This is a genomic window from Cyanothece sp. BG0011 (genome assembly GCF_003013815.1).
Lineage (GTDB): Bacteria > Cyanobacteriota > Cyanobacteriia > Cyanobacteriales > Microcystaceae > Crocosphaera.
This window is the reverse complement of sequence record NZ_PRLH01000199.1, coordinates 1-26,462: the sequence shown is the minus strand read 5'-3', so window position 1 is coordinate 26,462 and position 26,462 is coordinate 1. Positions and strand designations below refer to the sequence as shown.

Sequence of the window (26,462 nt, the reverse complement as noted above, 5' to 3'; positions counted from 1 at the left end):
TTTGTCTAGCTGATAGTTATTACTGAACTATTGCCACCCCCTCTAACTCCCCCTTTTGTGAGAGGGAAAACCTTTGCCCGTTGCCTATTCCCTCGGACGTAGGGAGTTGAAAATACCCCGTCTTTAAGGACGGGGTTTACAATAAAGAATCAGAGGAAAGACTTAATCAATCTTTCCTCTGACCTTACACTATAATATTGTTAGAAATAGAAACAATTATGGTTTCTAACTATTAATGTCTGTTAATCCTAAATCAAAGGTAATTTCATGAACGCCAGGAATTTCCTTGATTTGACTAATCAAGTTTTGAGCGTCTTCTTTATTATCAATTTGTCCTGAAAGTCTCACAGAACCATTAGAAACAGCAAAAACGATTCTATCATCGGTTTTCTTGTCAATGGTTTTTTTAATCACTTCGTCACTGACAGGGTTTTGAACTTCATTAGTCCGTTCTGCATATTCTAAACCGCTATAGTGTCCTGCACCAGGATTTAATTTAAGGTCCGTTTCATCGGCAGAGACAGTCTCATCTCTGGCCCCTAATGCAGCGACTTGAGTATCTGCTAAGGCAGGGGCGATCGTTGTTAACAATAAAATCGTCACAGCTAATGACACCGATGCTACTCGCAACGCTTTAAAACGTCTCAATAATAAGAATCCACTAATCCCTAAAATAACTAATAGTGATATTCCTAATAGAATCATAATATTATCTCCTAGATAAACTACTTTAGTTCTCAATACCTAGCTTATCTAAACCTATCTCCTGTTTTAATCTCCTTAAAGGTAGATTCTGATTAAATTATGTAATCTTTTGCTGCTTTATCAATATCTGTCCAATGAAAGAAGACAAAATAAACAAAATATACTACCTTGAATAATCGATTTTCTCTACCCGATCAAGAGTGACCAGAAACCTAAATCATTTTTAATCTTTGTTTAAGATGGAAAAATTCCGTTTAATCTCTGAAACTAGATAAAATAGTTAAAAGACAATTCCAGACAACCGAAACTATAATATAGCATCCTCTTAAAGAATACAGATATATGAGTAGTCCTATTGTTGTTATTGACTCCCTCAAAAAAAATTATGGTGCAGTCGAAGCCCTGAAAAACATTACTTTTACCATTGAAACAGGAGAAATATTCGGGCTTTTGGGTCCCAATGGATCAGGAAAAACCACCACCATTCGCTGTTTATGTACCCTAGCTAAGCCCGATGACGGCAAAATTGAAGTCAAAGGGGTTTCAGCCCTCCATAACCCCAAAATGGTCAGAAATCGCTTAGGCTATGTTGCCCAAGAAGTCGCCTTAGATAAAATGTTGACTGGGCGAGAATTACTAGAATTACAAGCGGACTTATATCATTTGCCCAAAAAAGCAGCCAAACAAAGAATTGAGCAATTATTGAATTTATTAGACTTAGACGAATACAGCGATCGCAAAACCGGAACCTACTCCGGCGGTATTCGCAAACGTCTCGATTTAGCGGCCGGACTTCTCCATCAACCCGATGTGTTAGTGTTAGATGAACCAACGGTGGGCTTAGATATAGAAAGTCGTTTCATCGTTTGGGACTTCCTTAAACAACTCAAAGCAGCCGGAACAACGGTACTGATTACCAGCCATTATCTCGAAGAAATCGACGCATTAGCCGATCATGTAGCCATTATCGATCAAGGGGAAGTTATCGCCTATGGAACCCCATCCCAACTTAAAGACCGGTTAGGAGGCGATCGCGTTACCCTGAGAATAGAAGAATTTTCACCCATGGCCCAGGCCGAAAAAGCCAAAAAAATCTTAGAAACCTTACCCTTTGTCGAAGAAATTATTATTAACCCTTCTCAAGGAAACTCTCTCAATTTAATTGTTTCAACGGGTAGCAATTCTCTGAGTAAAATTGAGCAAACCCTAGAACAAGCTAACTTACCTATTTTTAGCTTAGCTCAATCTCGTCCTAGTCTCGATGATGTCTATTTAGCCGCCACCGGACAAACCTTAATGGATGCAGAATTAGCCGCCGCCGGGAGTCGGGATCTTAAAAAAGAGAAAAAACAACAAATGAGTTAAAATCAAGTCTTGCATCTTCGATTAAATTAGCTAGTCAGGATAGGCAAAAGGCAACAGGCAACAGGCAACAGGACTTTATTTTCAGGTCAGTTAAAACAGTGAACAGTGATCAATTAATCTTTTCTGTCTTTTGAGAAAAATTATATGATCAAAATATAGCAGTCGACCCAGAGGTTAGGAAAGTCAAAATCCTTAAAACCTACTCAGAGAATTTATTTTACCTCCTGCCTCCTGCCCCCTGCCTTCTGCCTTCTGCTATAACCTTGAAGAATCATCGATAAATAATATGAGTCAAACCATTACACCGTCTCAAAATAAGAACAGTTTAGCCCCTAGTGTCATCAGTGATATTCAACCAGAGGGAAACTGGTTATCTGAATTTTCCCAAGAAACCTTGGCCATGACGAAACGTTTGTTTATTCAACTACAACGCCGTCCCTCAACCTTGATCGCAGGGATTATTCAGCCGTTTATGTGGTTAATTTTGTTTGGGGCTTTATTTTATAATGCACCTCAAGGATTATTTGGGCCCGATCTCAACTATGCTAAGTTTCTCTCCCCCGGAATCATCGTTTTTACCGCTTTTTCTGGGGCGTTAAATGCTGGACTGCCGGTGATGTTTGACCGAGAGTTTGGCTTTCTCAACCGTTTACTGGTTGCCCCTTTAGCTTCTCGGTATTCTATTGTGGCGGCTTCGACTCTTTATATTATTACCCTGAGTATCATCCAAACGGCGGTTATTATCGCGGCCAGTGCCATGTTAGGGGCAGGTTTACCCAGTTTAGCCGGTTTAGGTGCGATCGCGTTAATTGTCTTTTTAATCGTTGCTGGTGTAACGGGGTTAAGTTTAGGCTTAGCTTTTGCCTTGCCGGGTCATATCGAACTTATTGCCGTTATTTTTGTCACTAATTTACCGTTACTCTTTGCCAGCACCGCCCTTGCGCCTCTATCCTTTATGGCAGGATGGTTACAGGTTGTGGCTAGTTTAAACCCCTTAACCTATGCCATTGAACCCATTCGTTATATTTATCTCAATGGACAATGGTCTTTAGGGAGTGTTGTTATAGAAACCCCTTGGCTTGATATTAATTTTCTTGGGGTTCTCTTATTATTAGTAGGGTTTGATGCCTTAATTTTGTTAACCATTCAACCTTTATTGCGCCGCCGTTTTGCTTAGTTCTCAAGGTAATAGATGAAAATAGTAGTCAAAGCATAGTTTATCGGTTAATTACCTTCAAATTAATTATAAAGAGTCATTTATGCTGAAAGGTGCGCTTTTCAATAGTGAGTTTTTCTCGCTTTTGATCGCACTTTTTTCTTTTGTAAAGAATAGGATAACTTTCTATGTCTAGAAGTTATACATGAACGTTTACATGAACGCTAACACTGACCTGAAAATTAATATATATACTGAAGTAAATACTTACAGAAATATACGGAGAAGTATTATGAAATGTAAAAATCTCGCGGCTGTTACCATTGCCCTAGGTGTTGGACTCAGTACCTCAGTTGCTCAAGCTGCTACTTTTACAGATTTATCTGGTTTTGGAGATAGTGACTTCAATAATGCTAAAAATAGCGGACTTTTTGAAGAAGACTGGGTTGCTGAAGGACGTATCGGTAATGATAATCCTGAATCTGGCGTTTGGGAACAAGGTATTTGGAACTGGACAACCAATAGTTCAAACTCCCTTGTCGAACAAGGCGGTTTAGACTGGAACAGTGGGGGAGCAGTCGCTTTTACTATTAACTATCAGGCGGCTGATGGTGGAACTCTAACCTATACATTGGGTGGACAAACTATTAGTTCAACCAATTTAACAGAAGCGTCTCGCTTTCCCAATGGACTTAATGCCCTATATATCAGGACTCGTTCTAATAATGCAGGAGACAGCGTAAGCTTAAATAATTTTCAACTTGTTGATGATAATGGAACTTTCAACTATAATACTCCTCTTGATTCAAGTGATGGTGATACAGTTAATTACCTACTCATTAGTGATATTGAGGGAGATTTTACTTTGACAGGTGATGCAACTTTATCCTGGCTAACTTCACGCCCCAATAACTCGGCCTTAGCTTTTCAAGTCAAAGGGGGTAATGTTGTTCCTGAACCTTTCACAATATTAGGAAGTGCAACTGCTTTAGGGTTTGGTACGTTCTTTAAGAAAAAACTATCCAAAAAACAACGGAAAAGTTAGTCCACATAGCCCTAAGGATTATAGTTAGGACGTTACAGAGATTCCTCGTTACCTCGGAATGACCATTAAATCTACAATACCACTGCCTCGTCAGGTGGGCATTGCCCACCCTACTTTAATCATTAATTATTAATTAGGGTGAAAATAATCATAGATTTCTGTTGCTAATGCTTCACCTATTCCTGAAACTTCTTGTAACTTTTCGATAGAAGCTTCCCGAATATAATCAATCGAATGAAAATGAGCAAGAAGTTGTTTTTGTCGCTGAAACCCTAACCCCGGAATGTCGTCTAAACGAGAATGACGGCTTTTTTTTAACCGTTGTTGACGATGAAAAGTTACAGCAAATCGATGAGCTTCGTCTCGAACTTTTCTTAATAATTGAACCCCCGGTTGTTCGGGATGAGATGTGACAGGTTGAGATTGGCCAGGTAAGAAAATTTCTTCTCTTTTTTTTGCTAAACTAATCACTTGTAAAGGAGGAATCAGATTCATGGTTTCTAAAATTTTTATAACAGATGAAAGTTGACCTTTTCCTCCATCAATCATAATTAAGTCGGGATAATCATCTAAGTTTAATAAATCTGTTTCTGACTTATTTTGGTAAGAACGAAAACGACGACTTAAAACTTCTGCTAAACTGGCAAAATCATCGGAATGACCAATAGTAATATTAGGATTTTTATCTTGTAATGACGATAGGATTGTTTAGCAGGAACGCCATCAATAAATACCACTTGAGAGGCAACAGGATTTGACCCTTGAATATGGGAAATATCATAACCTTCAATACGATGGGGAAGACTGGGTAAATCTAATAATTGGGCTAAATCTTCTAACCCTAACAAATTTTGTTGAGCATGACGTTTTGTATTTTCTAATTCATATCCTGCATTGCGTTCGACTAACCGAATCAACTCCGCTTTTTGTTGCTTTTGAGGGACGATAATTTTAACTTTTTTGCCTTTTTTTTTGCCTAACCAATCCGCTAAAATATCGGTTTCGGGGAGTGAATACTGCACTACAATTTCACTGGGAATTTCCACCGAATCAACTTGTAAATAATGTTCTTCTAAAACCCGTTGTAAAATACTTTCGGGTGTTCCTGAAACCGTATCAGCAAAAAAGCCTAACCGCCCCACTAATCGTCCTGCACGAATTTGGAATAATTGAATACAAGTGTAAGTATCATCCGCAGCTAAAGCGATCGCATCCCTGGAAATCGTATCATCCGGTAAGGTGACTTTTTGATCAATTCCTAACCCTTGAATGGCTTTAATTTGATCTCGGATTTGACCAGCTTGTTCAAACTTTAACTGACTGGCTGCCAACTCCATTTGTGCTGACAATTTTTGTAATAATTCCTCCGTTCTTCCCTGAAAAATCATGGCCACTTTTTCAACTATTTTATGATAGTCTTCAGGAGAAATTAATCCTTGACAAACCCCAGGACAACGACCAATATCATAATTTAAACAAGGACGATCCTTAAAGAGAGGTCGAGGCCGTTGACGGAGGGGAAAAACCCGTTTTACTAAGCGTAACGTTTGACGCAGTAAATGGGTGTCTACATAAGGACCATAATAGCGATCGCTTTTGTGATTCAAGCGACGTTTACGGGTGATAAAAATTCTCGGATAATCTTCAGACCAAGTAATACAAACATAGGGATATTTCTTATCATCTTTGAGCAGGACATTAAAGTAGGGTTGATGTTGCTTGATAAGATTGGCTTCTAAGGCTAAAGCTTCGGCTTCGGTATCGGTGACAATGAACTCGATATTAGCCACCTGTTGAACCATCAAAGCGATGCGAGGACTATGATATTGACCCGATTGAAAATAGGAACGAACCCGCGATCGCAGTCGTTTCGACTTGCCAATGTAAAGAATATCACCTTGATAATCTCGCATCAAATAAACGCCAGGTTCACTAGGAATAAGTGCAATCTGATCCTTCAAAACTTGGGAATTTGATGACAAAAAGGAAATCCTCCTGAATTGATTTCTGACTTATATTAAATCTATCTTAATTATATGGGATGGGTTCTGGACAATATGGCAAGATTTGAGCGAGTTAGAAAAAGACAAAAGCTTTTATGAAAGATTAAAAGCGACTTTTGGGAACATTGATAGTAATGGCTGATAGACAAAAAAGTTAGACATTGGTACGAAAAAGTTAGACATCAGCAGGGATCTTTATGTTATAAACCGTTAATATAAGGTTGACCCCATTTGTGTTACCTTGTTTAGTCGCTCTTACACTTAACTTTAATTTTGTCCCAATCCTTAACTTGCTAAGAAAATCTTAAAAACAATGCACAAAATGCACAATTTAAACCTATATTTGAACCTTACGACTACAATGATTGTCTCCGGGTTGACAGTTCTCACCCTGAACCCGGCCGAGGCCGCGACTTGGTCAAGAACCCTGTTGGTTGGCCAAGATAGCTATTCCGATACTAACAATCCAACCACTAATTTTGGTGGGTCTGATTTTCTTAAAGTGGGGAATTTTTCTAACGGACCCAATTCAGGGGATGAACAACGACCCTATCTAAGTTGGAATTTAGAAGACATTATTGAGCAACTCCCAGCTGGTGCCAGGGTGAGAAATCTTAATGCTCGCTTAGTTTTGACTCAGAGTTCCGGTGATATACTAAACCCTAATCCCAATGATTTTAATCTTAGCGACCCTAATAATCCAGTCCCTATATCCCGAGAATTTCCTGGTATCGCTAGGGTAACCTTAGACGGATTGGAAGTTACAGGAGATTGGGACGAAAATAGTCCGATTAATCCCACTAATCCTCCCAGTACGATCAATGCACCGACCCTGTTTAGTGGTCAAATCGACCTGGGGGTTAATAATTATAGTGGGGTGGGATTGAATCGACTGATCACTAATGTGTTAAACAGTAATACAGATAATATTGTGGGTAATGAGCGTGATAGTTTTTCTGTTGCACTCCGAGCCCGTAATAGTTTAAATTTTCCTGACTTTGGGTTTTTTCCTGTGGATTTTTTTGAGTCTCAAAACCATGAAGATTCTAACCTACGACCTCGGTTAGAATTGAGTTTTGACGTTTGGACTGAAGCTTATAAAATTACAGACGGTCCTAACTTTGCTCTCTATGGCCGAGCAGGAGGGGATTCTAATGTTAATAACAGTAACAGTGACGGGGACTGGGAATTTAGTCTAGGGACAAAAACCGGTGATCCTCAAAAACCAGACAACATTATTGGTCAGAGTCGGGATCAAACCAGACAATTTACCTGGGGAAATGGAGGGAATGTGCCATTTCAATTAACCTGTAATTCCAATACGAATCTAGTGACCTTAACCCTCGACTATGATGATGATAATTCGCGACGTAGCACATCTTTCGAGGTCAATAATTGTCAAGGGATTGAAGGATTAGGGATTTTTGCTCAAGCGAGGGAAGAAAACAGTAACAACTATACAATTGACCCAGGTACGGCCATGAGGATTGTTGTTAATGGGGTGAGGGAAATCGGAGGAACGATTCAGCCGGTTTCTGATTTCTTGGCTATCGGAACCGCCGGAGGCGATCAGTTAGTCGCCGATAGCTTTTATTTTGTCGATTCTCCTCTTAATGGTGGTTTAGGATTTACCAACGGAATCGATTTGATCAGAGGTAATATCAGAATGGCCTGGCCCAATGGTTCTCCCAATCCCCAGGCACAGAGCGTAGGCAGTCGGGTTCAGGCTCAGTTAGTTCCTCTCCAAAGAATCGAAGATCCCATGGGTCAAAACCCTGAAAACCTCTTTCCTGAGTCTGTTAATCCTCAACCTGCGGATACTTGTAGCACCATCGTTCCTGATGAGGTTTTTGCGGTGATCAGTGCAGATGATTCTAATTTTGTCATTGATGACTCGATTTGTTCTCGTGACCAAGCAAGAGCTAATAGTCAAGGGGTTCCAGAACCCAGTTCTGTTCTTAGTATGATTATTTTAGGAACCACCGGCATGGGGGCGCAATGGTTAAAAAAGCGAGCCTAAAATAACTAAAACGTTTCTCAGTGACCAGTTTTTCAATTATTAAGTTAAACTTTAGGGTTGATAGATACTGGTCACTTTTAACTGTTGACTACTCAACATGAACACTTTCTTGTACTGTTTTCGAGATGGGAGCAGCGGATTCTAGGTTAGGATCTTTCTTCTTAAGAAAATTTTGGAATTCGTATTTTCCTAACAGTGACGCTGCTACAATTAAGGGAATAAAATAATAAATACCCCGATAAATTAATAGGGTCCCTAATAAATCTTCTGAAGTAATAAATGGGGCTAACAATAACATCATAACTGTTTCAAATACCCCTAGTCCCCCTGGAACATTGCTGGCTAATCCGGCTACTTGGGCTAACATATAAATGCCGAAAAAAGCCGAATAAGATAAGGAAACTGAACTATGTAATAGGGTATAAAAAACAGCAGCAGCAAAGCACCAATCTAAACCAGAAATGATTAATTGACCAGCCGCTAAAGGAAAAGGGAGATGGGGAATGAGCCACTTACCGATCATTAAAGGTTTTTGACGAATAACTGTCAAAAATAAATAGGCTAAAGTGGTCACTAAGAAAATGATTCCCAAAGGACGAACAGAAATAAAAGGTAAGTCTAATAATTGGGGAATGGCTAAGGGTTCTTTGAGGAAGATAACACTACCTACTACAAATAAACCTAAACAAAAAGATAAGTTACAAAAAGCAGAAATCTGGGCAATTTTCACCACAGAAAATCCCCAAACCGAATAAAAACGGTAGCGAATCATACAACTGCTTAAAACCGCAAATCCCACACTATTACTAATTCCAGAGCAAATAATACCCACTAGGGCTTTTTTGGGATAGGGAAGGGACTGACGAACATAAGCTAAGCCTAAACATTCGTACCCTGTCATGATAGAATAGTTAATTGCCATTAAGGCGATCGCTAAGAGAATATGAGTCGGGGGAATCTCAAATAAACTAGCCCAAAAATTTTCTGCGTGATAATGTTGTAAATTGTGCTGTATTGTCCATAAGGATAAGGCAAATAGCCCTAAACTTAAACAAGGAGGAAGCCAACGGAAAATAGGATTTTTAGTCATAAAAAAGAGTAAAAAGACCTAAAAGAATGTATGTGATACTCTAAAAAGCTAGATCAGAATTGTTAGGAATCCCTTCAGAACTAGTATTTTTTTAGATTTCAAGGTGGCGATACTCTATGGTTTCACTGATCTTACCCCCATGATAAAGGTTATCTGCTTATAAAAACTGATCAATGATCAAAAGATTAAGGTAATATTGTTAAGAGTCTTAACTTTTTTCTATAATATAGTCTCTTTTCCGCCTAATTATCATATAGAATAATCTATGTTTGGTTTAATTGGTCATCTCACAAGTCTAGAACATGCCCACTCCGTTGCTGATGCCTTTGGCTATGGCCCATACGCCACTCAGGGATTGGATTTGTGGTGTTCTGCTCCACCCCAAATCGTCGAGCAATTTCATGTTACCAGCATCACAGGACAAACCATCGAAGGAAAGTACATAGAATCGGCTTTTTTACCAGAAATGCTGATCAAGCGGCGGATTAAAGCAGCGATTCGCAAAATATTAAATGCGATGGCCTTCGCCCAAAAAAATAACCTTAATATCACAGCGTTGGGAGGCTTTTCTTCGATTATTTTTGAAGAATTTAACCTTAAAGAAAATAGACAAGTTCGCAACGTCTCCTTAGAGTTTGATCGCTTCACCACGGGAAACACCCACACGGCTTATATTATTTGTCGTCAAGTTGAACAGGCATCAGCTAAACTCGGAATTGACTTATCTAAAGCCACAGTAGCCGTCTGTGGGGCAACCGGAGATATTGGTAGTGCGGTGTGTCGTTGGTTAGATAGAAAAACCGATACTCAAGAACTACTCTTAATTGCTCGCAATAAAGAACGACTACAAGGACTACAAGACGAGTTGGGACGGGGTAAAATTATGGGACTAGAAGAAGCTTTACCCGAAGCCGATATTATCGTTTGGGTGGCAAGTATGCCCAAAGGAGTCGAAATTAAGGCCGAAAACCTTAGAAAACCCTGTCTCATTGTTGACGGCGGTTATCCTAAAAATTTAGACACAAAAATTAAACATCCTGATGTCCATATCCTTAAAGGAGGGGTTGTGGAACATTCTTTAGATATTGACTGGAAGATTATGGAAACTGTCAATATGGATGTTCCTTCTCGTCAAATGTTTGCTTGTTTTGCCGAAGCTATCTTATTAGAGTTTGAACAATGGCATACCAATTTCTCTTGGGGACGTAATCAAATTACCGTCACTAAGATGGAACAAATCGGAGAAGCTTCTATCAAACACGGTCTTCAACCTTTGTTAAATTTGTAATTAGGGTTAATTAGGGAACAGGGAACAGAAAAAAAAGCCACTTCTAACTCCTGTCTCCTAACTCCTCATCAACTCCGGTTGACAAAATGTCAGCAATCCTTGTATTTTTTTAATATTCTGCACTCTTGAAGGATTTTAATTATGGGAGTGGTGGCTTTTGTTAGTGATACTTTTTCTAACCTGTTAATCTGGGGATTGATTTTTATCGGAGTTTCTTGGATATTATCCGCAGCCAAACGTCACAAGTCTTCACCTCCGGTGTTAAGAGGTCAACATAAACCCATCGCTTGCTTACTAGAAGATACGCCACAACATTATCTAAAAGGACAATCTTGCCCCCTAGCTACCCCTATTATCAGCCCTTTAACCTGTTTATTAGAAGATACCCCTCAAACCGCTTTAACCGGTCAATTTTATTCTTTAGCTACCCCTATTATCAGTCCTTTAACCTGTTTATTAGAAGATACCCCTCAAACCGCTTTAACGGGTCAATTTTACCCCTTAGCCAGTCCCTTCGCTTCTTTATGGGAAATGGGTTGGTTTTCCTTTTATCGTCAACACTTAGGACAACCCGGGTTTAATTATTGGCAATGGGTCAATTATCCTTTATATGAAGAATTTTGCCCTGAATTAGCCCATTTATTGCAGTTAAAAGAACCATCAACCCTAGTTAAAGGGGTGTTAGAATCTTTGGCCGAAGAATATCATAGTTTTTGGCAATGGGATAAACTTTGTGCTTTTAGACAATGGCATCAACAAAGTGCCAATATTTTAGGGTTAAATTCTCTTCAAAAAATTTATCATCGGTGTTATGGCATATCCTGGGAAAGAGTGAAATTGATATTATGGGATAGTTCTTTAGTGGTTGATCCGATCTTACTTGATCCGGCCTCATCTTGGTGGAAAGTGTTAGGAATCACCGCCTTTTCTCCCCCCAATAAAGTTGAACAAGCTTATAGAAATTTATTGCGATCGTGGCATCCCGATCGCACCCATCATCCTTTGGCCCATCAAATTACGGCACGGATTAATACTGCTTACGAAGACTATCAACTCCGTCGTCAACGGAATGCTGAGAGAATAGAATCAGTAGGAAAATGGTTCAATTCTCTGCGATAAAACCATAGGGTGGGTTAGACAGCTATAATTCAGGTTAATTATTTTTTGTCAAGCTCAATTTACAAATATTTATATATAGTTTTTTCGTACTAGCTAGATTTTCAAGCATCATTAAAGCACTTTTTAGAAAAATCAAAATAAGAAATCCCCATTTATAAAGGTTTTAGGGATTATTGAGCAGTTTTTAGATACAATAATGGCATCGTATTTTAATATAGCACATTTTGAAAATTTACATAACTTCAAGGTTTGATTTTCGGGCAAATTTGAGAAAAATTAGGAAAAAGTCATTTTTTGTAACAGTGTGTTAAGTTTCAAAAACCATTAAAATAAATCATAATTAATAAAATTTTTAATAATTTAAGCTAATATTTAAAATATCACAATATTAAAAGTGCTTTCCAGGAAAAAATATTGGTTATTATTTGTTAACAAATAATCTTATAAAATATCAGTTAAATTCAAAATAAACCCAGGTAAAATAGTTTCTCCTGATAACATTTGAGGATTTTGTAAAATCTCCATTGATTTATTTTCTCTATAAATTTCAACAATTTTTGTTGAGGGGTTAATTAACCAGCCTAACTTTACACCATTATCTAAATACTCTTGCATCTTCCCTTGTAAGCCTTCATATCTTTGATTTTTGAGATCACTAGGACTAATTAATTCAATCACAAAATCAGGGGCAATAGGGGGAAACCCATCTTTTTGAGCTTGGGTTAATTGATTCCATCTATCTAATTTAATCCAACTAACATCGGGACTTCTTCTAGCACCATTGGGAAGGACAAAAATAGTAGAAGAATCAAACGCTTTGCCTAGTTTAGTTTGACGATTCCATATTCCTAAATCTAAATATAGATTAAAATTTTTCTCTCCTGCTGTACCACCAGTAGGACTCATAATAATTAATTCCCCATCTTTTGTTAACTCCATTTTTGCTAATTGTTCAGTATAAGCAAGCTGTTCAAATTGTTCGGGAGTTACTTTAAATCCTTTGGGAATTGTAATAGTTTCCATCTCTTTTATTTAAACTTTTTTTAGTTTAGTATTTTAATTCTAACTTCTATAGTGCTACGCACTGGGGAATAGGGAATAGGCAAGGGTTCTCCCCCTCACGAAAGGGGGAGTTAGAGGGGGTGGCAATGGTTAATTAGATAACAGTTTCAACGTTAACAAGTGTCCTAAACTTTTTTTGTACTGCTATATATAAACTTAATAATATCAAGCCGTACTAACTTTTGACTCTAAAGAACGGGTGTGACAGGACTCGAACCTGTAACCGACAGCTTAGAAGGCTGTTGCTCTATCCATTGAGCTACACACCCATGAATTCCTATTGTAACTTGTTTGTCCCTAATTTGCCTAGAACTCTAATTCATTTAATCGCTGTTGCAGCATTTGAGGAAATTTAGCGTAATATCGCTTATTCAATGGAGAGGGATGGGGTAACGGAAGTAATGACACCTGATGCTGGTGTTTTGTTCCTTGAAAATCAACAGCTTCAAGGGTTACACGAATTTGTGTTTCATAGCGATCGCGCTGGTTCCAAAATGCCTCAATCTCCTCTTTTGGCCCATAAGGAGTAAACCATTTAAACGCTTCTGTTCCCAAAGTGACGATTTGAGTTCCTCCCCAATGAATCACCAATAATTGTTCAATAAAGGGACGAAATCGCTCTTTTACTTTAACCGAATAAGCTTTATTCCCTGGGGGTTTGTAGGGGACGGTATTGGTGAGTAAAGCGCGATCGCAGATAGCTTGTAAGTCTTCGGGGGAAGTTGCTTCTTGATGATAAATGCCTTGATAAAACCCTTTACGAACCATTGTCCCGGCTGAACCGATCAAAGGTTGTCCTTTGGCCACCTCATCTCGTCCTAAATCTCGGCCAAAAAAGCAAATTTTACTGTTTAAATTTCCGGCATAAAGTACCGGTTCAGTGGGGATTTTTCCAGCAGCTTCATAAATCGGTGTATCTAGGGGAAACGTCTCCCTTTCTGCTTCAAAGCGAATTTTTTCTAATAAGGTTTTAATCTCCGACATCACTCCTCAAAACTGATAACTTTGTTCCTGAAGAATATAGAAAAATGTTAATTCTAAATTCTTCATTCTAAATTCTACATTCTTTTACCCATCTAAGTCTCCTTCCATCACCATAGAAAGGGCTGATTTAGCGTTATCCCGAAACTCTTGAATATTGACTTTTCCTAATAACCAAATAGCCAAGATCATCCCCAACCCTTGAATGACAAACACCAAAGCATAGGATAACACAGGAACAGTAAACACCATTTTGCCAAAATTTAAAACCACGCCCCCTAATACTGTAGAGAGTCCTCTTGCGATCGCTTGAGCTAACCCCCAGGCCCCGATAAAGGTTCCGGCGGTTTCGGCCACGGTTAAATCTAACATTAAACTGGTAGCCCCGGCGGTAATCATTCCTGATGCGAGGCCAAACAACAATAACCCGGACTTCAGTAAACTTTGACTCGCGCTGGCCCCGGCTAAAACGATGATCACAAAACAACCCACTGCTAGGATACAACCGAGTTTGGTGGTGCGTTGTTTTCCTAAACGGGGAACCACCAAGAAACCGGTTGAGGCAATACCGAAGAGGGTTCCGGTCCCAAAAAAGGCGTTTAACTGCGTCGTTTCCGAGATACACATCCCAAACACCTCACCCCCGTAGGGTTCCATTACGGTGTCTTGCATGAATAAACTAAGGGTTAAAATGAGGATAAAGCCAAAAAATAATCCCGTTTGACGACTCGCTGTCAACACATTTAAGGCATCTTTTAAACCGATTTGATCCTCTCGTTGTACGGTTTGTGACCGTTGTCCGAAGCGAGAATAACGAGATTCTACCCCCCAAGTGGCCAAAAAACACATAATTAAGACTACCACGGGCATAATAATAAACACAGGGTTAACCGTGGCTTGTAGGGTGGCAATATTAGCCATTTTTGCCGTTTGGGTGGGGTCGTAGGATAAAATGGCTTGACCGCAAATTTCCGGGGTATTGAGCAACTGAGAACTAACGATCGCCCCGACAACAATCCCCACCATTAACATAGACCAAACAATACCAATGAGTTGCGATCGGTTATCTTCGTCCGACACATCCACTAACATGGCGGCAAAAGGCGTTGAACTCATACTGAGGGCTAACCCGTAACCCCCAAAAACCACCCCTAACAAGATGGCCCAACCGTAACTGATGCTATTCCATCCGTTGGCTTGAATACTACTTCCCAGTTGCCAGACCACTTGTAGGGCAACAAATGCTAGAGACGTGAAGAGAATAGCACCGATCCAGACATATCCGGTGCGATGATACCCTTTTATGGGTTTGGTGTCTGAGAGTTGCCCAAACCACACCCGCGCCGGACTCACAAACTGATACATGGCGATCGCCGTGGCTGCGATCCAAGGGAGTACGGTTAATTCGTCGATCATGATCCGATTGATCACCCCCAATGTCAATAAAGACATGATTCCTAGGCCCATTTGGAATAAACCTAACCGAAACATGGTTAATAGTTTTATTTTGGGTAAGGGTTTATGGGGTTTAGAGTAAAAGGTTTCAGGGATATCGTTGATGGTCATCTTAATTAATAATTAATCATTAACCTTTAATCATTAATGAATTTAACTATTATTATTCAATAAAACCGCTAATCCTGTCAAGATTTTGCCATCTTTTACTTTTTCTTCTATTTCGATTACCTTAGCATTAGGAAATAGTTGAGTTAACCTAGGAATTAAAGCATAATCAAGAGAATTAATTTCTTTTCCTGCCACAATAATATGCGTCATAGAATCAGGAGAAGATTGTCCTTGCGATAACAATTTTTTAAACTTTTCTTGAATCGTTTTTATCCAAGGATTGATGATTTTTTCTATCATCATTTTACGATTCACTGACCAGGATTTTTGAGCGATGGTAGAAGAAAACTGTTCTTGTTCTTGTAAAATCAATCGGGTTAATTGGGAAGATTCCATCAAGCAGCTGCCTAAACTATTATTTTCTAAATGTTGTTTAAGAAGTTTTCTTTTAGAAATCTCAGCCATTCCAGGGGTAGGGAAGGGTTGAGGAAGAGAGGGAAAAGTTACCGTTATTTTGTCATACCATTGAGGATAAATTAAGTGACAGAGAATATCTTGATCTATCCCTTGAGTCCCATAAAATAATTGTTGACTAATAATGCCTGACAGTCCCTGAGATAGATCAATTATTGATATTTCAGTCATTGTTTCGGTTAAATTAATGACACAAGACAATGATAATTGGTCAGATGGATTTTGAGCTAAATGACTTAAGGTTAAAGCCATGGGTTTAGGAATCCAGAGAATGTCTTTTGTTGGACTAATATTGAAGCTTTCTGAAATCACATTTTTGAGTAAATATCGATCTCTTTCATTCCACCTGGAAGGACAAATAAAAACAATTTTTTTGATGTTTTCTAAAATAGTTTTCAAAGGGGTATTATTATCTATTGTTAGGGATAAATCATTAAACCCCTGATTTAAGGTGCTTAATTTTTCTTGTAAATTATCTAAAATATTTTGGTGATCAAATAACTTAGAGTCCCAGAGTTCTAAGAGTTGAGACAAATCATAATATTGAAGATTCTCTGAAGAAATTTCCCTATTTGGATAGGTAAATAAATAACCATCAACTTGATTATTAGTTATATCAAACCCTAAATACCAATCATCAGAGATCATTGTTTTCTTGTTGGTTTTATCTTCTTGTAAAAACAAGGCTAATTTTTCTTGTAAACGATTCAAATAAGCTAAAAATTGGGTTTCTCCCTGCTGTCCTAAGCGATACATTCTTTCAATTCCTTCTTGTAAAGAATCAGAATAATGCTCTAACTCTTCTAATAAGGGTTGAAAATGGGTGTCCACTGAATGGGTTAAATGGTTAATATCAACCTTGTTATCTGGAGAGGTTGATAAGTCTTGAAATAAGTTGGAGAGGATAGCTTGTTTTTGTTGTTTGAGGGTGGCAATTTCTTGTAATAAAAATTCTCGTTGTTCCTGTAGTTGCTGTAACTCAGTTTGTAAAATGCGATCGCTAATTTGATCATCGACTCGATGTAAAATGATCTCGCTGAGTCTGTGAGCATGAAGATCATAATTATTTTCTAAGGTCGATTGACTCGTGAGCAAATGGTGTCGTATTCTTTCGAGTAAAATTGACACCTCAGGATGAGCCTTGAGCTTATCTTGCCATAAAATTTGCTCAAGCTCGTTAATTAAGGATTGAACATTATCTTGAACCGTCACAATAACCTTTTAAAGAGACAAAAAATAAGCAACTTATATAAACTTTAGTCATTAAGTCGAGGATTTTTGATAGGCTTAGCATAGCAGATCAATTTATAATCTGCTTACTTTAGCTTATGGAAGATATCAAAAACTATCGTAACCAAAATCCTGACCTCCGAGACAGTCTCAAAAAAGCGCCCTTCTTTAATGAGTTACCAGAAGAAAGTTTAGAACTGGTAATGAGTCATGCGGTGATTCGGAGTCATCCGGCCAATCGTGTTATTCTCCTAGAAAATGATTGGGGAGGATCAGTTTACTTTATCCTAGATGGATGGGTCAAAATTCGCACCCACAACGTTGATGGCAAAGAAGTAACCCTCAATATTGTGGGGAAAGGGGAAGTTATCGGGGAAATGGCCGCTTTGGAAGAAGTTCCTCGGTCCACCGATGCCATTACCTTAACCCCCACGACTATCAGTAGCATTCCCTCACAAGATTTTGTTACCCTACTTCATAGTGATCCCATGGCCGGTATTCGCTTAGCCCAAGTGATGGCTAAGCGTTTACGTCAGCTTAACCGACGATTAAGGTTACGGGAAGCCGATAGTCTCTCACGGGTGGCTGATACCCTGTTATTCCTAGCTGAAGGCCAAGGAAAACAAACCACCCAAGGGGTTGAAATTCCTAATTTGCCTCATCGAGAGTTGAGTAGTATTAGTGGGTTGGCTAGGGAAACGGTGACGCGATCGCTGACTAAATTAGAAAAAAAAGGTTTAATTAAACGGGAAGATGATATTCTCTGTATCTTCTCTGTGGACTCTCTAGAACAAATTATTTCCTAACCTATGGATGATTCCAACTGGGTAGATGAGGGGGATGAGTTAAGGAATAACCCTCAACCAACCCCTCCCAAAATGCCCCCCTCTCCTATCAAGCCAAACGCTGCTAAAATTCGTCAAACTCTGGCGATGGTTGAAACTGCCTTTTTAGCCAGTGCCGGTAGTTTAATTTGGTTGATTAATTATTATTTTCCGGTTGGTCCGTTGTTACGAATATTTTTCCCCATTCCCATTGCTTTACTTTATCTCCGTTGGGGAAATCGTTCGGCTTGGATGGGGGCTTTAGTCTCAGGGTTATTATTAACGGTATTAATGGGGCCTACTCGTAGTATTGTCTTTTTAATTCCCTACGGCTTGATGGGAGTACAGTTAGGAGCGTTTTGGCGTAGAGGAGTCTCCTGGGAGTTTTCCATGATTACAGGGGCATTATTAGGAACGTTTGGCTTCTTTTTTCGCTTCTGGTTATTCTCTATTCTCCTAGGAGAAGATTTATGGCAATACATCATCAATCAGATGACTGGCTTAGCTGAATGGATCTTTTTAAGATTAGGAATTTTAGCCCAACCCAGTGCCATTTTTATCCAGATACTAGCAGTTGTTCTGGTTTTTGTCAATAGTTTGATCTATTTATTTGCCGTGCATTTGGTGGCTTTATTAGTATTAGATAAACTGGGTAATCGCATTCCTCGTCCTCCGAAATGGGTACAAGTTATTTTAGATTATGAATAATTGAGAGGTGATAATTAATTATCTAAAGAATCTAAGCGTTTTTGCCATTCTTGATCTATTTTATCCCCTTGTTCGATTTCTTGTTCTAGGATATCTTTTTCTGTGGTATAAGTAATGTCAGATTGTTCAATCATGGCTTGATTGGCAAATTGAGAAGCATATTCTAACTTATGTTGTATGGTTTCATCTTTGTCTTGTAAAACTTTGGTTCTCTCTTGTCGTTTACTATTTCTTTCTTCAATTTTACTGTTTCTTGCTTGAACAACAAAATAACGAATAGCCGGAATTCCTAAAAAGGCGATCGCATAGCCTAATAATACCCAGTAAATTGAATTAACAAAGGCAATAAAACCGCCAAATTGTGCCACAATAGCAGGATCTCTTAAAAATGATCCTAATACTAACGCTAAAATAAAATTTAATGCCCCTAAGCCAATGGCTAACATTATTTGACTACTACCAGCCTCACTAAATTTATATAATCTTTCTCGTAAGTAACTAGAAATAGATTTTTGAGTTGATTCTTGAACCGTCACTTGTAACTCAGGAAAATAATAAATTAGTTCGCCATTAGGAGAAACTTCTGGACTGCCATTAAAGCGAGTTAATACAGGTAAAATATAGTCTTCATTTTCTTGATTATAACGATCAATATTATCAAGATAAGGAGCCACCTGTTCAGCAATAATTGAACCTTTATTATTTTTAATAACCGTTCCAATGGTTTTCCAGCGCCGCTCTTCTAAATTATAATTCGGATCACCATCTCCAAATAAAAAGGAAAAAATAGCTTCTAAAAAATTCATCTCATTAGACTCTCTAGTCTGAGAGCTTCTTGATGAATTATAACCATGACGACGGTAACCATAATCCGGGTAAAAGATCCAAAAGAGATCCCCAATATTAGGAAAGAAAAAGAACCGCGGCCCGCCTCTATAACTTCTATTACTACTGGAATTATTATCTCCATCTCGACTGGAACTAATACCAATAATAATGACAGTAATCGCAATTAACATTAAAATAATTGAAGCAATTAAAACAATGCCAAAAGAAATCCGAATGATATAAAATAGAACTTTCCAAATTTTATCCCAGGTTTCTTTTAATTGTAGTTTCCAATATTTATTACGAAGAATCGTTCTAAAATTTTTAGGAAAAAGATAAACAATGTCTCCTGACTCTGCAACTTGTAGATGTCCCGAAACATCAGAAGCTAAAGCCAGCAATCCTTGTTGTGCTAAATTAATATTTAATCCTGATTTGGCTGCCACATCCCCCACAGTGACACGGTAGCCCAATTGTTCAACGGATTTCATAATTTCGGGCTGAAGTGTCATATCTTACCTTTCCTATTCTCTGAGCCACGTTATCTATTATATTCAAGGTAAAAGATAACAAGCAACCGAGATAGAAAAGGGCGATCGGTTTATTTGAACACCCGATGTTGCAAGGATGGCATTTGTTGACGGACTTGTTTGATGCGGTGAGGGTTAATTTCTGCTAGGGCCATACCGGGTTGTTGTCCTGCGTCATCTAAAATGATGCCCCACGGGTCAATAATGACTGCGTGGCCGTGGGTAAACCGTCTGGCATAGTGGTTTCCTGTTTGCGCTGGTGCTATGATATAGCAGGTATTTTCGATGGCTCTCGCTTGTAAAAGAACTTGCCAGTGATCTTTCCCTGTAAAAGCGGTAAAAGCAGCAGGAACAAAGAAAACATCAGCCCCTTGATAGGATAAATGACGATATAATTCGGGGAAGCGAACATCATAACAAATGGAGAGTCCTAAGTTTCCTAAGTTTGGGGAGGCATAGATATCCGGTAATTGTGTTCCTGACATGACGGTACTTGATTCTTGGTAGGTGTTACCATCAGGAAGATCAACGTCGAATAAGTGAACTTTTTGATAGCGATAGAGTTCTTTGCCTGTCGAATCCACTAAAATAGCCGTATTATACGCTTTACTGGGGTCACCTTCCACCGGAACAGGAAAACCACCGCCCAAAATCGTCACTTGAAAGCGTTGGGCCATGGTTTTGATAAATTTCTGGGATTTTTGAGAAATTTCTTGCGCTTGGCTCAATTTATCTTCTTCTTTGCCTAAAAAAGCAAAGTTTTCGGGTAAGCCAATTAATTCAGCCCCACGACGAACAGCAAGTTCAATCAATTCTTCGGCCTCGACTAGATTTTTCTCTAGATCGGGCTTGCTTGTCATCTGAATGGCAGCAGCGAGATAAGGTTTCATTAGTTCCTTATAGTCAAATTCCTATAGCAATTATAAGCGAAGAGGGGCGTGCAGGTTATTTTATTCTAGAAATTGTGTATTTTTACTTGACTTTTCAAAAAATCATGGTTAACCTAATATTAATAACTTGAGTTTTTTAAGTATTTAGAAGGTAAATAGACTGAATCAAGCTGTTTAATAAACATAGCCTTTAAAGATTCTTAGTCTTACTTCAATTTTGTTCCCTATTCTTACAAAAAAATAAAATATTCTCAAGTGTCTGTCCACCTTTTTTTTGCAGGCAACAGTTTTCTGTGAGTATACTTGAGCAACCATCTAACTGAGTTGCTCAATGGGATATTTTTATGAACATAAATATCTCTAGCCACATCGAGTATAGGTGAAACCAAAACGATTCACTAATTCATTTGACATATCGAAAAGATAAACAAATGCTTCAAGAACATGAATTTCTTTCGCCTCATTTAGATGAGGTAGAAATGGAAAACCCCTCAATTGTGGTTGAAAAACACTTACAAATGATTGGTTCTCTTACTCATTTAATGATGAGTTCTAAGTTACATCAAAGATACCAAATTATCGATATTTCGGGGAGATTTCTCCCCTCATTAATTCATAATCAATTCCGTTATTGTGAAATGGATAGTAAGCCATTAGGTTTCGTAAATTGGGCATGGTTAAGTGATGAAGTCGAAGAAAAATTTAAAACAGGAAAATATGTTTTAAAACTCGATGAATGGCAAAGTGGAAATAACTTATGGTTTCTAGAATTTATTGCTCCCTTTGGTCATGCCAATTTAATGATTAAGGATTTACGTAACAACATCTTGCCAAAAGGAACTCCTGCAAAATCATTAAGAATTCGCCCTGATGGTACCTTAAGGTCTATTGCCCATTGGCGAGTTTAAACGGTTTTTAAACGACATTTGTTATCGAGTTTCAGTAATTTATTTAGTTAATTGGGAGATTGATCGTGGGTGGAGTTGTTGAAAGTGCAAAATATTTTTTCACAGGAAGATATGACGGCACCGACGGCCATGACAGTATTTGGGCTGCCAATATTTTCGGCAGTTGGGGTGGGGATGCCAAAATTTATGCCAAGGGTGGAAATGATAGTATTCACATGGCTTCCCTTGCCGCCACTGTCTATACTGGTCATGGCCATGACAAAATCTATGGCGTTGCTGGGGGTCTAAAGGTACGAGATGATAGTGGTCATTTAGAGCTTTATGGGGCATCAGGGAAGATAGATGTTAGAAAATATCAATGGGGGAATATAAAATTTGGGGCTGGTGTTATCGACTCCTATATTGAATCTCATCAAACAGGAGATATCTATTTTGCAGGGGCCGCTGGTAGTTCAAGGGTTAAAAAATATGGTGATGGAAAGATAACGTTTAAAGGTGTAGCCGGCTATTCCAAAACTTATCAAAGTGGTCATGGTGATATTTATTTTGCCATGGCCGCAGGATATGCCGACGTAGACAAATATGGCAACGGGAAAATTGAGTTTAAAGGGGCAGCCGGAGGGGCTGATGTCTATCAAAAAGGTAGCGGAGACATTACTTTTAGCGGTGCTGCTGGTTCAGTGGATGTCGATAAACATGGTAGCGGCAACGTTAGATTTTATGGCGCAGCGGCCCATAGTGATTTATATCAAGATGGCAATGGGGATGTTTTATTTAATGGGGCTGCAGGATACGCCGATGTAGAGAAACATGGTGACGGAAAAATTGAGTTTAAAGGGGCTGCGGGTGGTGCAAACGTAACTCAAAACGGCAGTGGAGATATCCATTTTGGCGGTGCTGGGGAGGAGTCACCATTAATAAAACCGGTGATGGCAAAATCACTGTGCATGGAGCTTCTGCTCATACTGGTATCACCCAAAACAACGGTGTCGGCGATATTGAGTTTAAGGGAGTTGGAGCTAACGTTAATATTACGAAAACAGCCGAGTCTCGTTATCAAAAAACGACTCAGGTTTTTACAGGATTTGAAATCACTTTTCTTTTAGGTTTTATTCCTATACCAGTATCTACTTATCGTACTCATACAGAATGGGTCGATCGCAAAACAGGTAACATTATTTTAGGTGCCGGTGTCGCGAATGTTAACATCAACTACACCAAAGGAGATGGAGATGTTATTTTTCAAGGCGCAGCCGGAAACATCAATAATTTAAGCCACGATAAAGGCAACATCATCATGCACGGGGCCGTTGGCCGTGCCAATATCAATAAATCTGGTGATGGTAATATCGAATTTAAAGGGGCTGCTGGATTAAATCAAATTAACCATAAAGGAACATCAGGAAATACTTCTTTTGACGGTGCCGGTGGTGCCAATATTATTAATCATCATGCTTCGGGTAATCTTAGCTTTAACGGTGCCGGTGGTGCCAATGTTTTAACCCATCAAGGAACATCAGGGAATACCTCTTTTAATGGTGCCGGTTTTGGTAATGTTATCGTTCACAAAGCCAAAGGAAATGTTACTTTTAATGGTGCTGGTTTAGGTAATGTTATCTATCATGGGGGTTCTACTGGAGACCTCAATGTCTCTGCTGGTGGGTTGGTTAATGTTCTAGTGCGTGAGGGACATGGTCAGTTTAACGCCACCTTACTCGCGGCCGCTAATATCTCTGTTCATGTTGGCAATGGAGATCAAAACGTATTCCAGTTAGGGGGATTAAATACCCATACCCATGTGGGTGATGGTGATGCAGTGGTGGGTATGGCCGGTGGTTTCAATGTAGCTACGTTTATCGGTGATGGGACGTTTTATGGGGGTTTACTGGGCCTGGGTAATGTCATGACCAAAGTAGGCACAGGAGATACCTATATTGCTGCTTTGGGTGCTGGTAATGTTCTCACTCATATAGACACCAGCGATAATGATAGCAATACCGCAGCCCTATTATTGGGTGGGGCTAATATCTTAACAAAAGCCGGTAATGGCGATTTAATGGGCATTATGGCCGGAGGGCTAAATGTTGCTACATCGGTGGGTAAAGGCGATGTGGCCATGGCTCAACTGGGGGGTGGTAATATCTTAACGAAGGTGGGAGACGGTGATAGTGTTGCGGTTCAGTTTGGTATCGGTAATATTAATACTCAGGTGGGTAATGGTCGTTCCCTCGCATTAATGGCCGGTGCCGGTAATATTTATACAAAAGTTGGAGACGGCCTCAGTGCTGCTGGAATGCTGGGTTTAGGCAATATCTATACCCATGTTGGCAGTGGAGATAGTTTAGCAGTGATGGCCGCTAAGGGTAATGTCTTTACCAAAGTAGAAGTGAATGACCAAAACCCTGATGATATAACGGCTACGGCCATGTTTGGTGGGGGTAATATTTTCACCCATGTGGGAGACGGGACCACCGGGGCCTTAATGTTGTCTTTGGGTAATGTCTTTACCAAAGTAGGAGACGGGACCACGGTTGCTGCTATGGGAGGTAAAGGCAATATTGCCACCCATGTGGGGGATGGTATGACGTTAGCAGTAATGGGTGCTAAAGGTAATATCTTAACCAAGGTGGGGGATGGTACCACCGCAGGGTTAATGATGGGTGGAGGGAATATTTTTACCCATGTAGGTGATGGAAATACCATCGGGTTAACCGCCGGAAAGGGCAATATTGTCACAAAAGTGGGGCAAGGAGATCAGATTAATGTGGCTTTTGGTAAGGGTAATCTGGTTACTCACGTTAGCACTGAGGGAGATAATAATAACAGTTACAACCTCAGTCTGGGTGAGGGTAATATCCTTACTAAAGTCGGAGATGGTAAGCAGGTTAATGTGGTTGGAGGAAAAGCGAATATTGTCACCCATGTGGGTAATGGAGATGATGTTAATTTAATTTTTGGTCAACAAGCAAGTATTGTCACCAAAGTGGGGGATGGTGATACCATTACAGGCATTATTAATAGTAAGTTGAATGTTATTACTCATGTAGGTGATGGGGACAACTTACAAGGGGTTTGGGGTCAAGGAAATATTGTCACTAAAGTAGGGGATGGAACCGCTTCTAGTGCCATGAAAGGAGACGCTAACATCATCACTGCTGTGGGTGATGGCGCACAAGTTGGGGTGTTATGGGGTAAGGGTAATATTGTTACTAAAGTGGGTGATGGAACTTCCGTTAATATTCTCAAAGGTGAAGGGAATATTCATACCAAAATAGGGGACGGGACTTCGATTGGGGTGATGAAAGGCAGTGCTCATATTAATATTCAGGTGGGGGATGGTAACAGCATTTTTGCTGCTCACGGTAATCATAATATTTCGGTTCAAGTGGGGGATGGAGATTATTATGGTTTTGCCTTTGCAAAAGGAAAATCTACCCTATTAGAAAATGCTAAAACTTTAGGAAGTAATTTATTACAAACCGCAGGGGGTTTTATTGGTTCGGAGGTCATTTCTCAGTTAGTTTGGGGTGCGCCTCCGAGTGGTTCAAACGAGCAAGAAACTCCAGAAATATCTCCAGAAGATAGTTTAGAAACACCCTCATTAGACACAGTTGATTTATCTTTTGATGAAGAAAATCTTAATCAGCGATCGCAGTCTAATTATAGTAGTCAACCGGATACGATTTCTATTGAGGAAAAAAACCCTTCAACTAACCTCAATGATAATACTGTCAAGACCCTTAATAACAATAACCAATCCTCAGAAATGGCTGCTAGTGGCAGTTTAGCGGGTCAAGCAGGGGCAAAACTTCAAGAAGGGTTGGATCAAGTCAAAACAGATATAAACTCTCTTATCGACGAATCTGAGCGCATTCTAGGTAATGGGGGAGAAGTTAGCCAAGTATTAGATGAGTTAACTAATACTTTAGTGAGTCAGTTAGGGGTATTAGATGACTATATTGACAAGGGGGATGATCTCTTATTTGGAGGCAGTAATGAGGGGAATAATAGCACTCAAAATGAGTTTAGTCAGGGTATTGTAGGACGAGTTAATAATGATCTGGATGACACTTTTGATGATGTTAATGAACAGTTAAAAACAGCAGATGATAAGGTAAATGAGGCAGAAATTGAGATTACAAAAGCGAAGTTAGAAGCAGAAAAACGTCAACAGGATGCTGATGATAATAAGTCCGATGCGTTAGATGCTAAAAGCGAGGCACAACAGAAACAACAAGAAGCAGAAAATCGGGGGACTGATGCTGAAAATAAGGCTAATGCTGCTAAAAATGAAGCTAATAATCAGGTTAATGAAACTAAGAATAATCCTCAAGGGGAAAAACGTAGTGAAGATGATAAACCGACGGATAGAAAAGCGTCCGAAGGTAGTGGTTTAGACAATAAAAATGTGAAAACTGAGGTAACAGTTGATGATGCTTTTTATGAGTTTAGTGAAAGTGTCATTAATGGGAATCAAGAAAATACATTAAGTAACCAACAAAAAGAACTTTTACAAGGGGGGTTAGATGATATAAAAATCCTTCTTGCTAATAGTTCAACAGAAGAAGAAGAGGAGGAAGAAGAAGAAGAAGGGGGTTTGACTGACGGACAGTTAAACGGCCTATCTGATGGAAGACGGGCTAATATGAACTTAGGACTGAAAACATCTT

The 26,462-nt window shown here is 39.2% G+C and carries 18 protein-coding genes, 1 tRNA gene and 1 pseudogene; 10 read left to right on the top strand and 10 right to left on the bottom strand.

Annotated features, from left to right (window positions below):
* Positions 1-225: 225 nt before the first annotated feature.
* The gene (locus C4E06_RS25830) at positions 226-705 is read right to left on the bottom strand and encodes a transporter (RefSeq protein WP_107671212.1); all 480 of its coding nucleotides are present in this window, start codon (positions 703-705) and stop codon (positions 226-228) included.
* Between the two features lie 342 nt (positions 706-1,047).
* On the opposite strand from C4E06_RS25830, the gene C4E06_RS25825 reads away from it, so the two are divergent.
* From C4E06_RS25825 to C4E06_RS25815, 3 genes are all read left to right on the top strand, one after another.
* Positions 1,048-2,070, top strand: a complete 1,023-nt coding sequence (locus C4E06_RS25825; RefSeq protein WP_107671211.1) for an ATP-binding cassette domain-containing protein — start codon at positions 1,048-1,050, stop codon at positions 2,068-2,070.
* 286 nt (positions 2,071-2,356) lie between these two features.
* Positions 2,357-3,247, top strand: coding sequence for an ABC transporter permease (locus C4E06_RS25820; protein WP_107671210.1), 891 nt, complete (start codon positions 2,357-2,359; stop codon positions 3,245-3,247).
* Positions 3,248-3,518: 271 nt separating this feature from the next.
* The gene (locus tag C4E06_RS25815) at positions 3,519-4,271 is read left to right on the top strand and encodes a PEP-CTERM sorting domain-containing protein (protein WP_157951260.1); all 753 of its coding nucleotides are present in this window, start codon (positions 3,519-3,521) and stop codon (positions 4,269-4,271) included.
* A gap of 129 nt (positions 4,272-4,400) precedes the next feature.
* Here C4E06_RS25815 and uvrC read toward each other — a convergent pair.
* Positions 4,401-6,184: pseudogene (uvrC, locus tag C4E06_RS25810) on the bottom strand (excinuclease ABC subunit UvrC).
* Between the two features lie 433 nt (positions 6,185-6,617).
* Here uvrC and C4E06_RS25805 point away from each other — a divergent pair.
* Positions 6,618-8,294 (top strand): hypothetical protein, encoded by a 1,677-nt coding sequence (locus tag C4E06_RS25805; protein ID WP_198649045.1) that lies wholly within the window; start codon positions 6,618-6,620, stop codon positions 8,292-8,294.
* A gap of 88 nt (positions 8,295-8,382) precedes the next feature.
* Here C4E06_RS25805 and C4E06_RS25800 read toward each other — a convergent pair whose 3' ends face one another.
* Positions 8,383-9,384: a lysylphosphatidylglycerol synthase domain-containing protein gene (locus C4E06_RS25800; protein WP_107671207.1), complete on the bottom strand. Its 1,002-nt coding sequence runs from the start codon at positions 9,382-9,384 to the stop codon at positions 8,383-8,385.
* Between the two features lie 265 nt (positions 9,385-9,649).
* Between C4E06_RS25800 and C4E06_RS25795 the strand changes: the two genes are divergently transcribed.
* The gene (locus C4E06_RS25795) at positions 9,650-10,672 is read left to right on the top strand and encodes a long-chain acyl-[acyl-carrier-protein] reductase (protein ID WP_107671206.1); all 1,023 of its coding nucleotides are present in this window, start codon (positions 9,650-9,652) and stop codon (positions 10,670-10,672) included.
* Between the two features lie 141 nt (positions 10,673-10,813).
* A complete protein-coding gene (locus tag C4E06_RS25790; protein WP_107671205.1) occupies positions 10,814-11,791 on the top strand; it encodes a J domain-containing protein in 978 nt (325 codons plus the stop codon).
* A gap of 441 nt (positions 11,792-12,232) precedes the next feature.
* Here the strand turns inward: C4E06_RS25790 and C4E06_RS25785 are convergent, their stop codons facing one another.
* From C4E06_RS25785 to C4E06_RS25765, 5 genes are all read right to left on the bottom strand, one after another.
* Positions 12,233-12,814: a Uma2 family endonuclease gene (locus tag C4E06_RS25785; protein ID WP_107671204.1), complete on the bottom strand. Its 582-nt coding sequence runs from the start codon at positions 12,812-12,814 to the stop codon at positions 12,233-12,235.
* Positions 12,815-13,049: 235 nt separating this feature from the next.
* Positions 13,050-13,122 (bottom strand) — tRNA-Arg (locus C4E06_RS25780).
* Between the two features lie 37 nt (positions 13,123-13,159).
* Positions 13,160-13,837: a uracil-DNA glycosylase family protein gene (locus tag C4E06_RS25775; protein ID WP_107671203.1), complete on the bottom strand. Its 678-nt coding sequence runs from the start codon at positions 13,835-13,837 to the stop codon at positions 13,160-13,162.
* An 84-nt stretch (positions 13,838-13,921) separates the two neighbouring features.
* Positions 13,922-15,400: a BCD family MFS transporter gene (locus C4E06_RS25770; RefSeq protein WP_107671202.1), complete on the bottom strand. Its 1,479-nt coding sequence runs from the start codon at positions 15,398-15,400 to the stop codon at positions 13,922-13,924.
* Positions 15,401-15,442: 42 nt separating this feature from the next.
* Positions 15,443-17,086 (bottom strand): hypothetical protein, encoded by a 1,644-nt coding sequence (locus C4E06_RS25765; RefSeq protein WP_107671201.1) that lies wholly within the window; start codon positions 17,084-17,086, stop codon positions 15,443-15,445.
* A gap of 116 nt (positions 17,087-17,202) precedes the next feature.
* Here C4E06_RS25765 and C4E06_RS25760 point away from each other — a divergent pair, with 116 nt between their 5' ends.
* Together C4E06_RS25760 and C4E06_RS25755 are read left to right on the top strand one after the other, a co-directional pair.
* Entirely contained in the window at positions 17,203-17,910 is a 708-nt protein-coding gene (locus tag C4E06_RS25760; protein WP_107671200.1) for a Crp/Fnr family transcriptional regulator, read from the top strand.
* A gap of 3 nt (positions 17,911-17,913) precedes the next feature.
* On the top strand, positions 17,914-18,636 hold the full coding sequence (locus C4E06_RS25755) for a DUF2232 domain-containing protein (RefSeq protein ID WP_107671199.1): 723 nt from the start codon (positions 17,914-17,916) through the stop codon (positions 18,634-18,636).
* Between the two features lie 14 nt (positions 18,637-18,650).
* Here C4E06_RS25755 and C4E06_RS25750 read toward each other — a convergent pair whose 3' ends face one another.
* Together C4E06_RS25750 and C4E06_RS25745 are read right to left on the bottom strand one after the other, a co-directional pair.
* The gene (locus C4E06_RS25750; RefSeq protein WP_107671198.1) at positions 18,651-19,976 is read right to left on the bottom strand and encodes a hypothetical protein; all 1,326 of its coding nucleotides are present in this window, start codon (positions 19,974-19,976) and stop codon (positions 18,651-18,653) included.
* A gap of 89 nt (positions 19,977-20,065) precedes the next feature.
* The gene (locus C4E06_RS25745) at positions 20,066-20,884 is read right to left on the bottom strand and encodes a carbon-nitrogen hydrolase family protein (RefSeq protein WP_107671197.1); all 819 of its coding nucleotides are present in this window, start codon (positions 20,882-20,884) and stop codon (positions 20,066-20,068) included.
* Between the two features lie 431 nt (positions 20,885-21,315).
* Between C4E06_RS25745 and C4E06_RS25740 the strand changes: the two genes are divergently transcribed.
* Together C4E06_RS25740 and C4E06_RS29115 are read left to right on the top strand one after the other, a co-directional pair.
* Positions 21,316-21,792 (top strand): toxin-activating lysine-acyltransferase, encoded by a 477-nt coding sequence (locus tag C4E06_RS25740; protein ID WP_107671196.1) that lies wholly within the window; start codon positions 21,316-21,318, stop codon positions 21,790-21,792.
* Between the two features lie 65 nt (positions 21,793-21,857).
* The gene (locus tag C4E06_RS29115; RefSeq protein WP_157951257.1) at positions 21,858-22,898 is read left to right on the top strand and encodes a GIN domain-containing protein; all 1,041 of its coding nucleotides are present in this window, start codon (positions 21,858-21,860) and stop codon (positions 22,896-22,898) included.
* The last annotated feature ends 3,564 nt before the right edge of the window (positions 22,899-26,462 follow it).

Excerpts from the sequence above, each read along its gene's own strand:
- C4E06_RS25830 (WP_107671212.1), bottom strand. The coding sequence starts at position 705 with ATGATTCTATTAGGAATATCACTATTAGTTATTTTAGGGATTAGTGGA.
- C4E06_RS25825 (WP_107671211.1), top strand. The coding sequence starts at position 1,048 with ATGAGTAGTCCTATTGTTGTTATTGACTCCCTCAAAAAAAATTATGGT.
- C4E06_RS25820 (WP_107671210.1), top strand. The coding sequence starts at position 2,357 with ATGAGTCAAACCATTACACCGTCTCAAAATAAGAACAGTTTAGCCCCT.
- C4E06_RS25815 (WP_157951260.1), top strand. The coding sequence starts at position 3,519 with ATGAAATGTAAAAATCTCGCGGCTGTTACCATTGCCCTAGGTGTTGGA.
- C4E06_RS25800 (WP_107671207.1), bottom strand. The coding sequence starts at position 9,384 with ATGACTAAAAATCCTATTTTCCGTTGGCTTCCTCCTTGTTTAAGTTTA.
- C4E06_RS25795 (WP_107671206.1), top strand. The coding sequence starts at position 9,650 with ATGTTTGGTTTAATTGGTCATCTCACAAGTCTAGAACATGCCCACTCC.
- C4E06_RS25790 (WP_107671205.1), top strand. The coding sequence starts at position 10,814 with ATGGGAGTGGTGGCTTTTGTTAGTGATACTTTTTCTAACCTGTTAATC.
- C4E06_RS25785 (WP_107671204.1), bottom strand. The coding sequence starts at position 12,814 with ATGGAAACTATTACAATTCCCAAAGGATTTAAAGTAACTCCCGAACAA.
- C4E06_RS25775 (WP_107671203.1), bottom strand. The coding sequence starts at position 13,837 with ATGTCGGAGATTAAAACCTTATTAGAAAAAATTCGCTTTGAAGCAGAA.
- C4E06_RS25770 (WP_107671202.1), bottom strand. The coding sequence starts at position 15,400 with ATGACCATCAACGATATCCCTGAAACCTTTTACTCTAAACCCCATAAA.
- C4E06_RS25760 (WP_107671200.1), top strand. The coding sequence starts at position 17,203 with ATGGAAGATATCAAAAACTATCGTAACCAAAATCCTGACCTCCGAGAC.
- C4E06_RS25755 (WP_107671199.1), top strand. The coding sequence starts at position 17,914 with ATGGATGATTCCAACTGGGTAGATGAGGGGGATGAGTTAAGGAATAAC.
- C4E06_RS25750 (WP_107671198.1), bottom strand. The coding sequence starts at position 19,976 with ATGACACTTCAGCCCGAAATTATGAAATCCGTTGAACAATTGGGCTAC.
- C4E06_RS25745 (WP_107671197.1), bottom strand. The coding sequence starts at position 20,884 with ATGAAACCTTATCTCGCTGCTGCCATTCAGATGACAAGCAAGCCCGAT.
- C4E06_RS25740 (WP_107671196.1), top strand. The coding sequence starts at position 21,316 with ATGCTTCAAGAACATGAATTTCTTTCGCCTCATTTAGATGAGGTAGAA.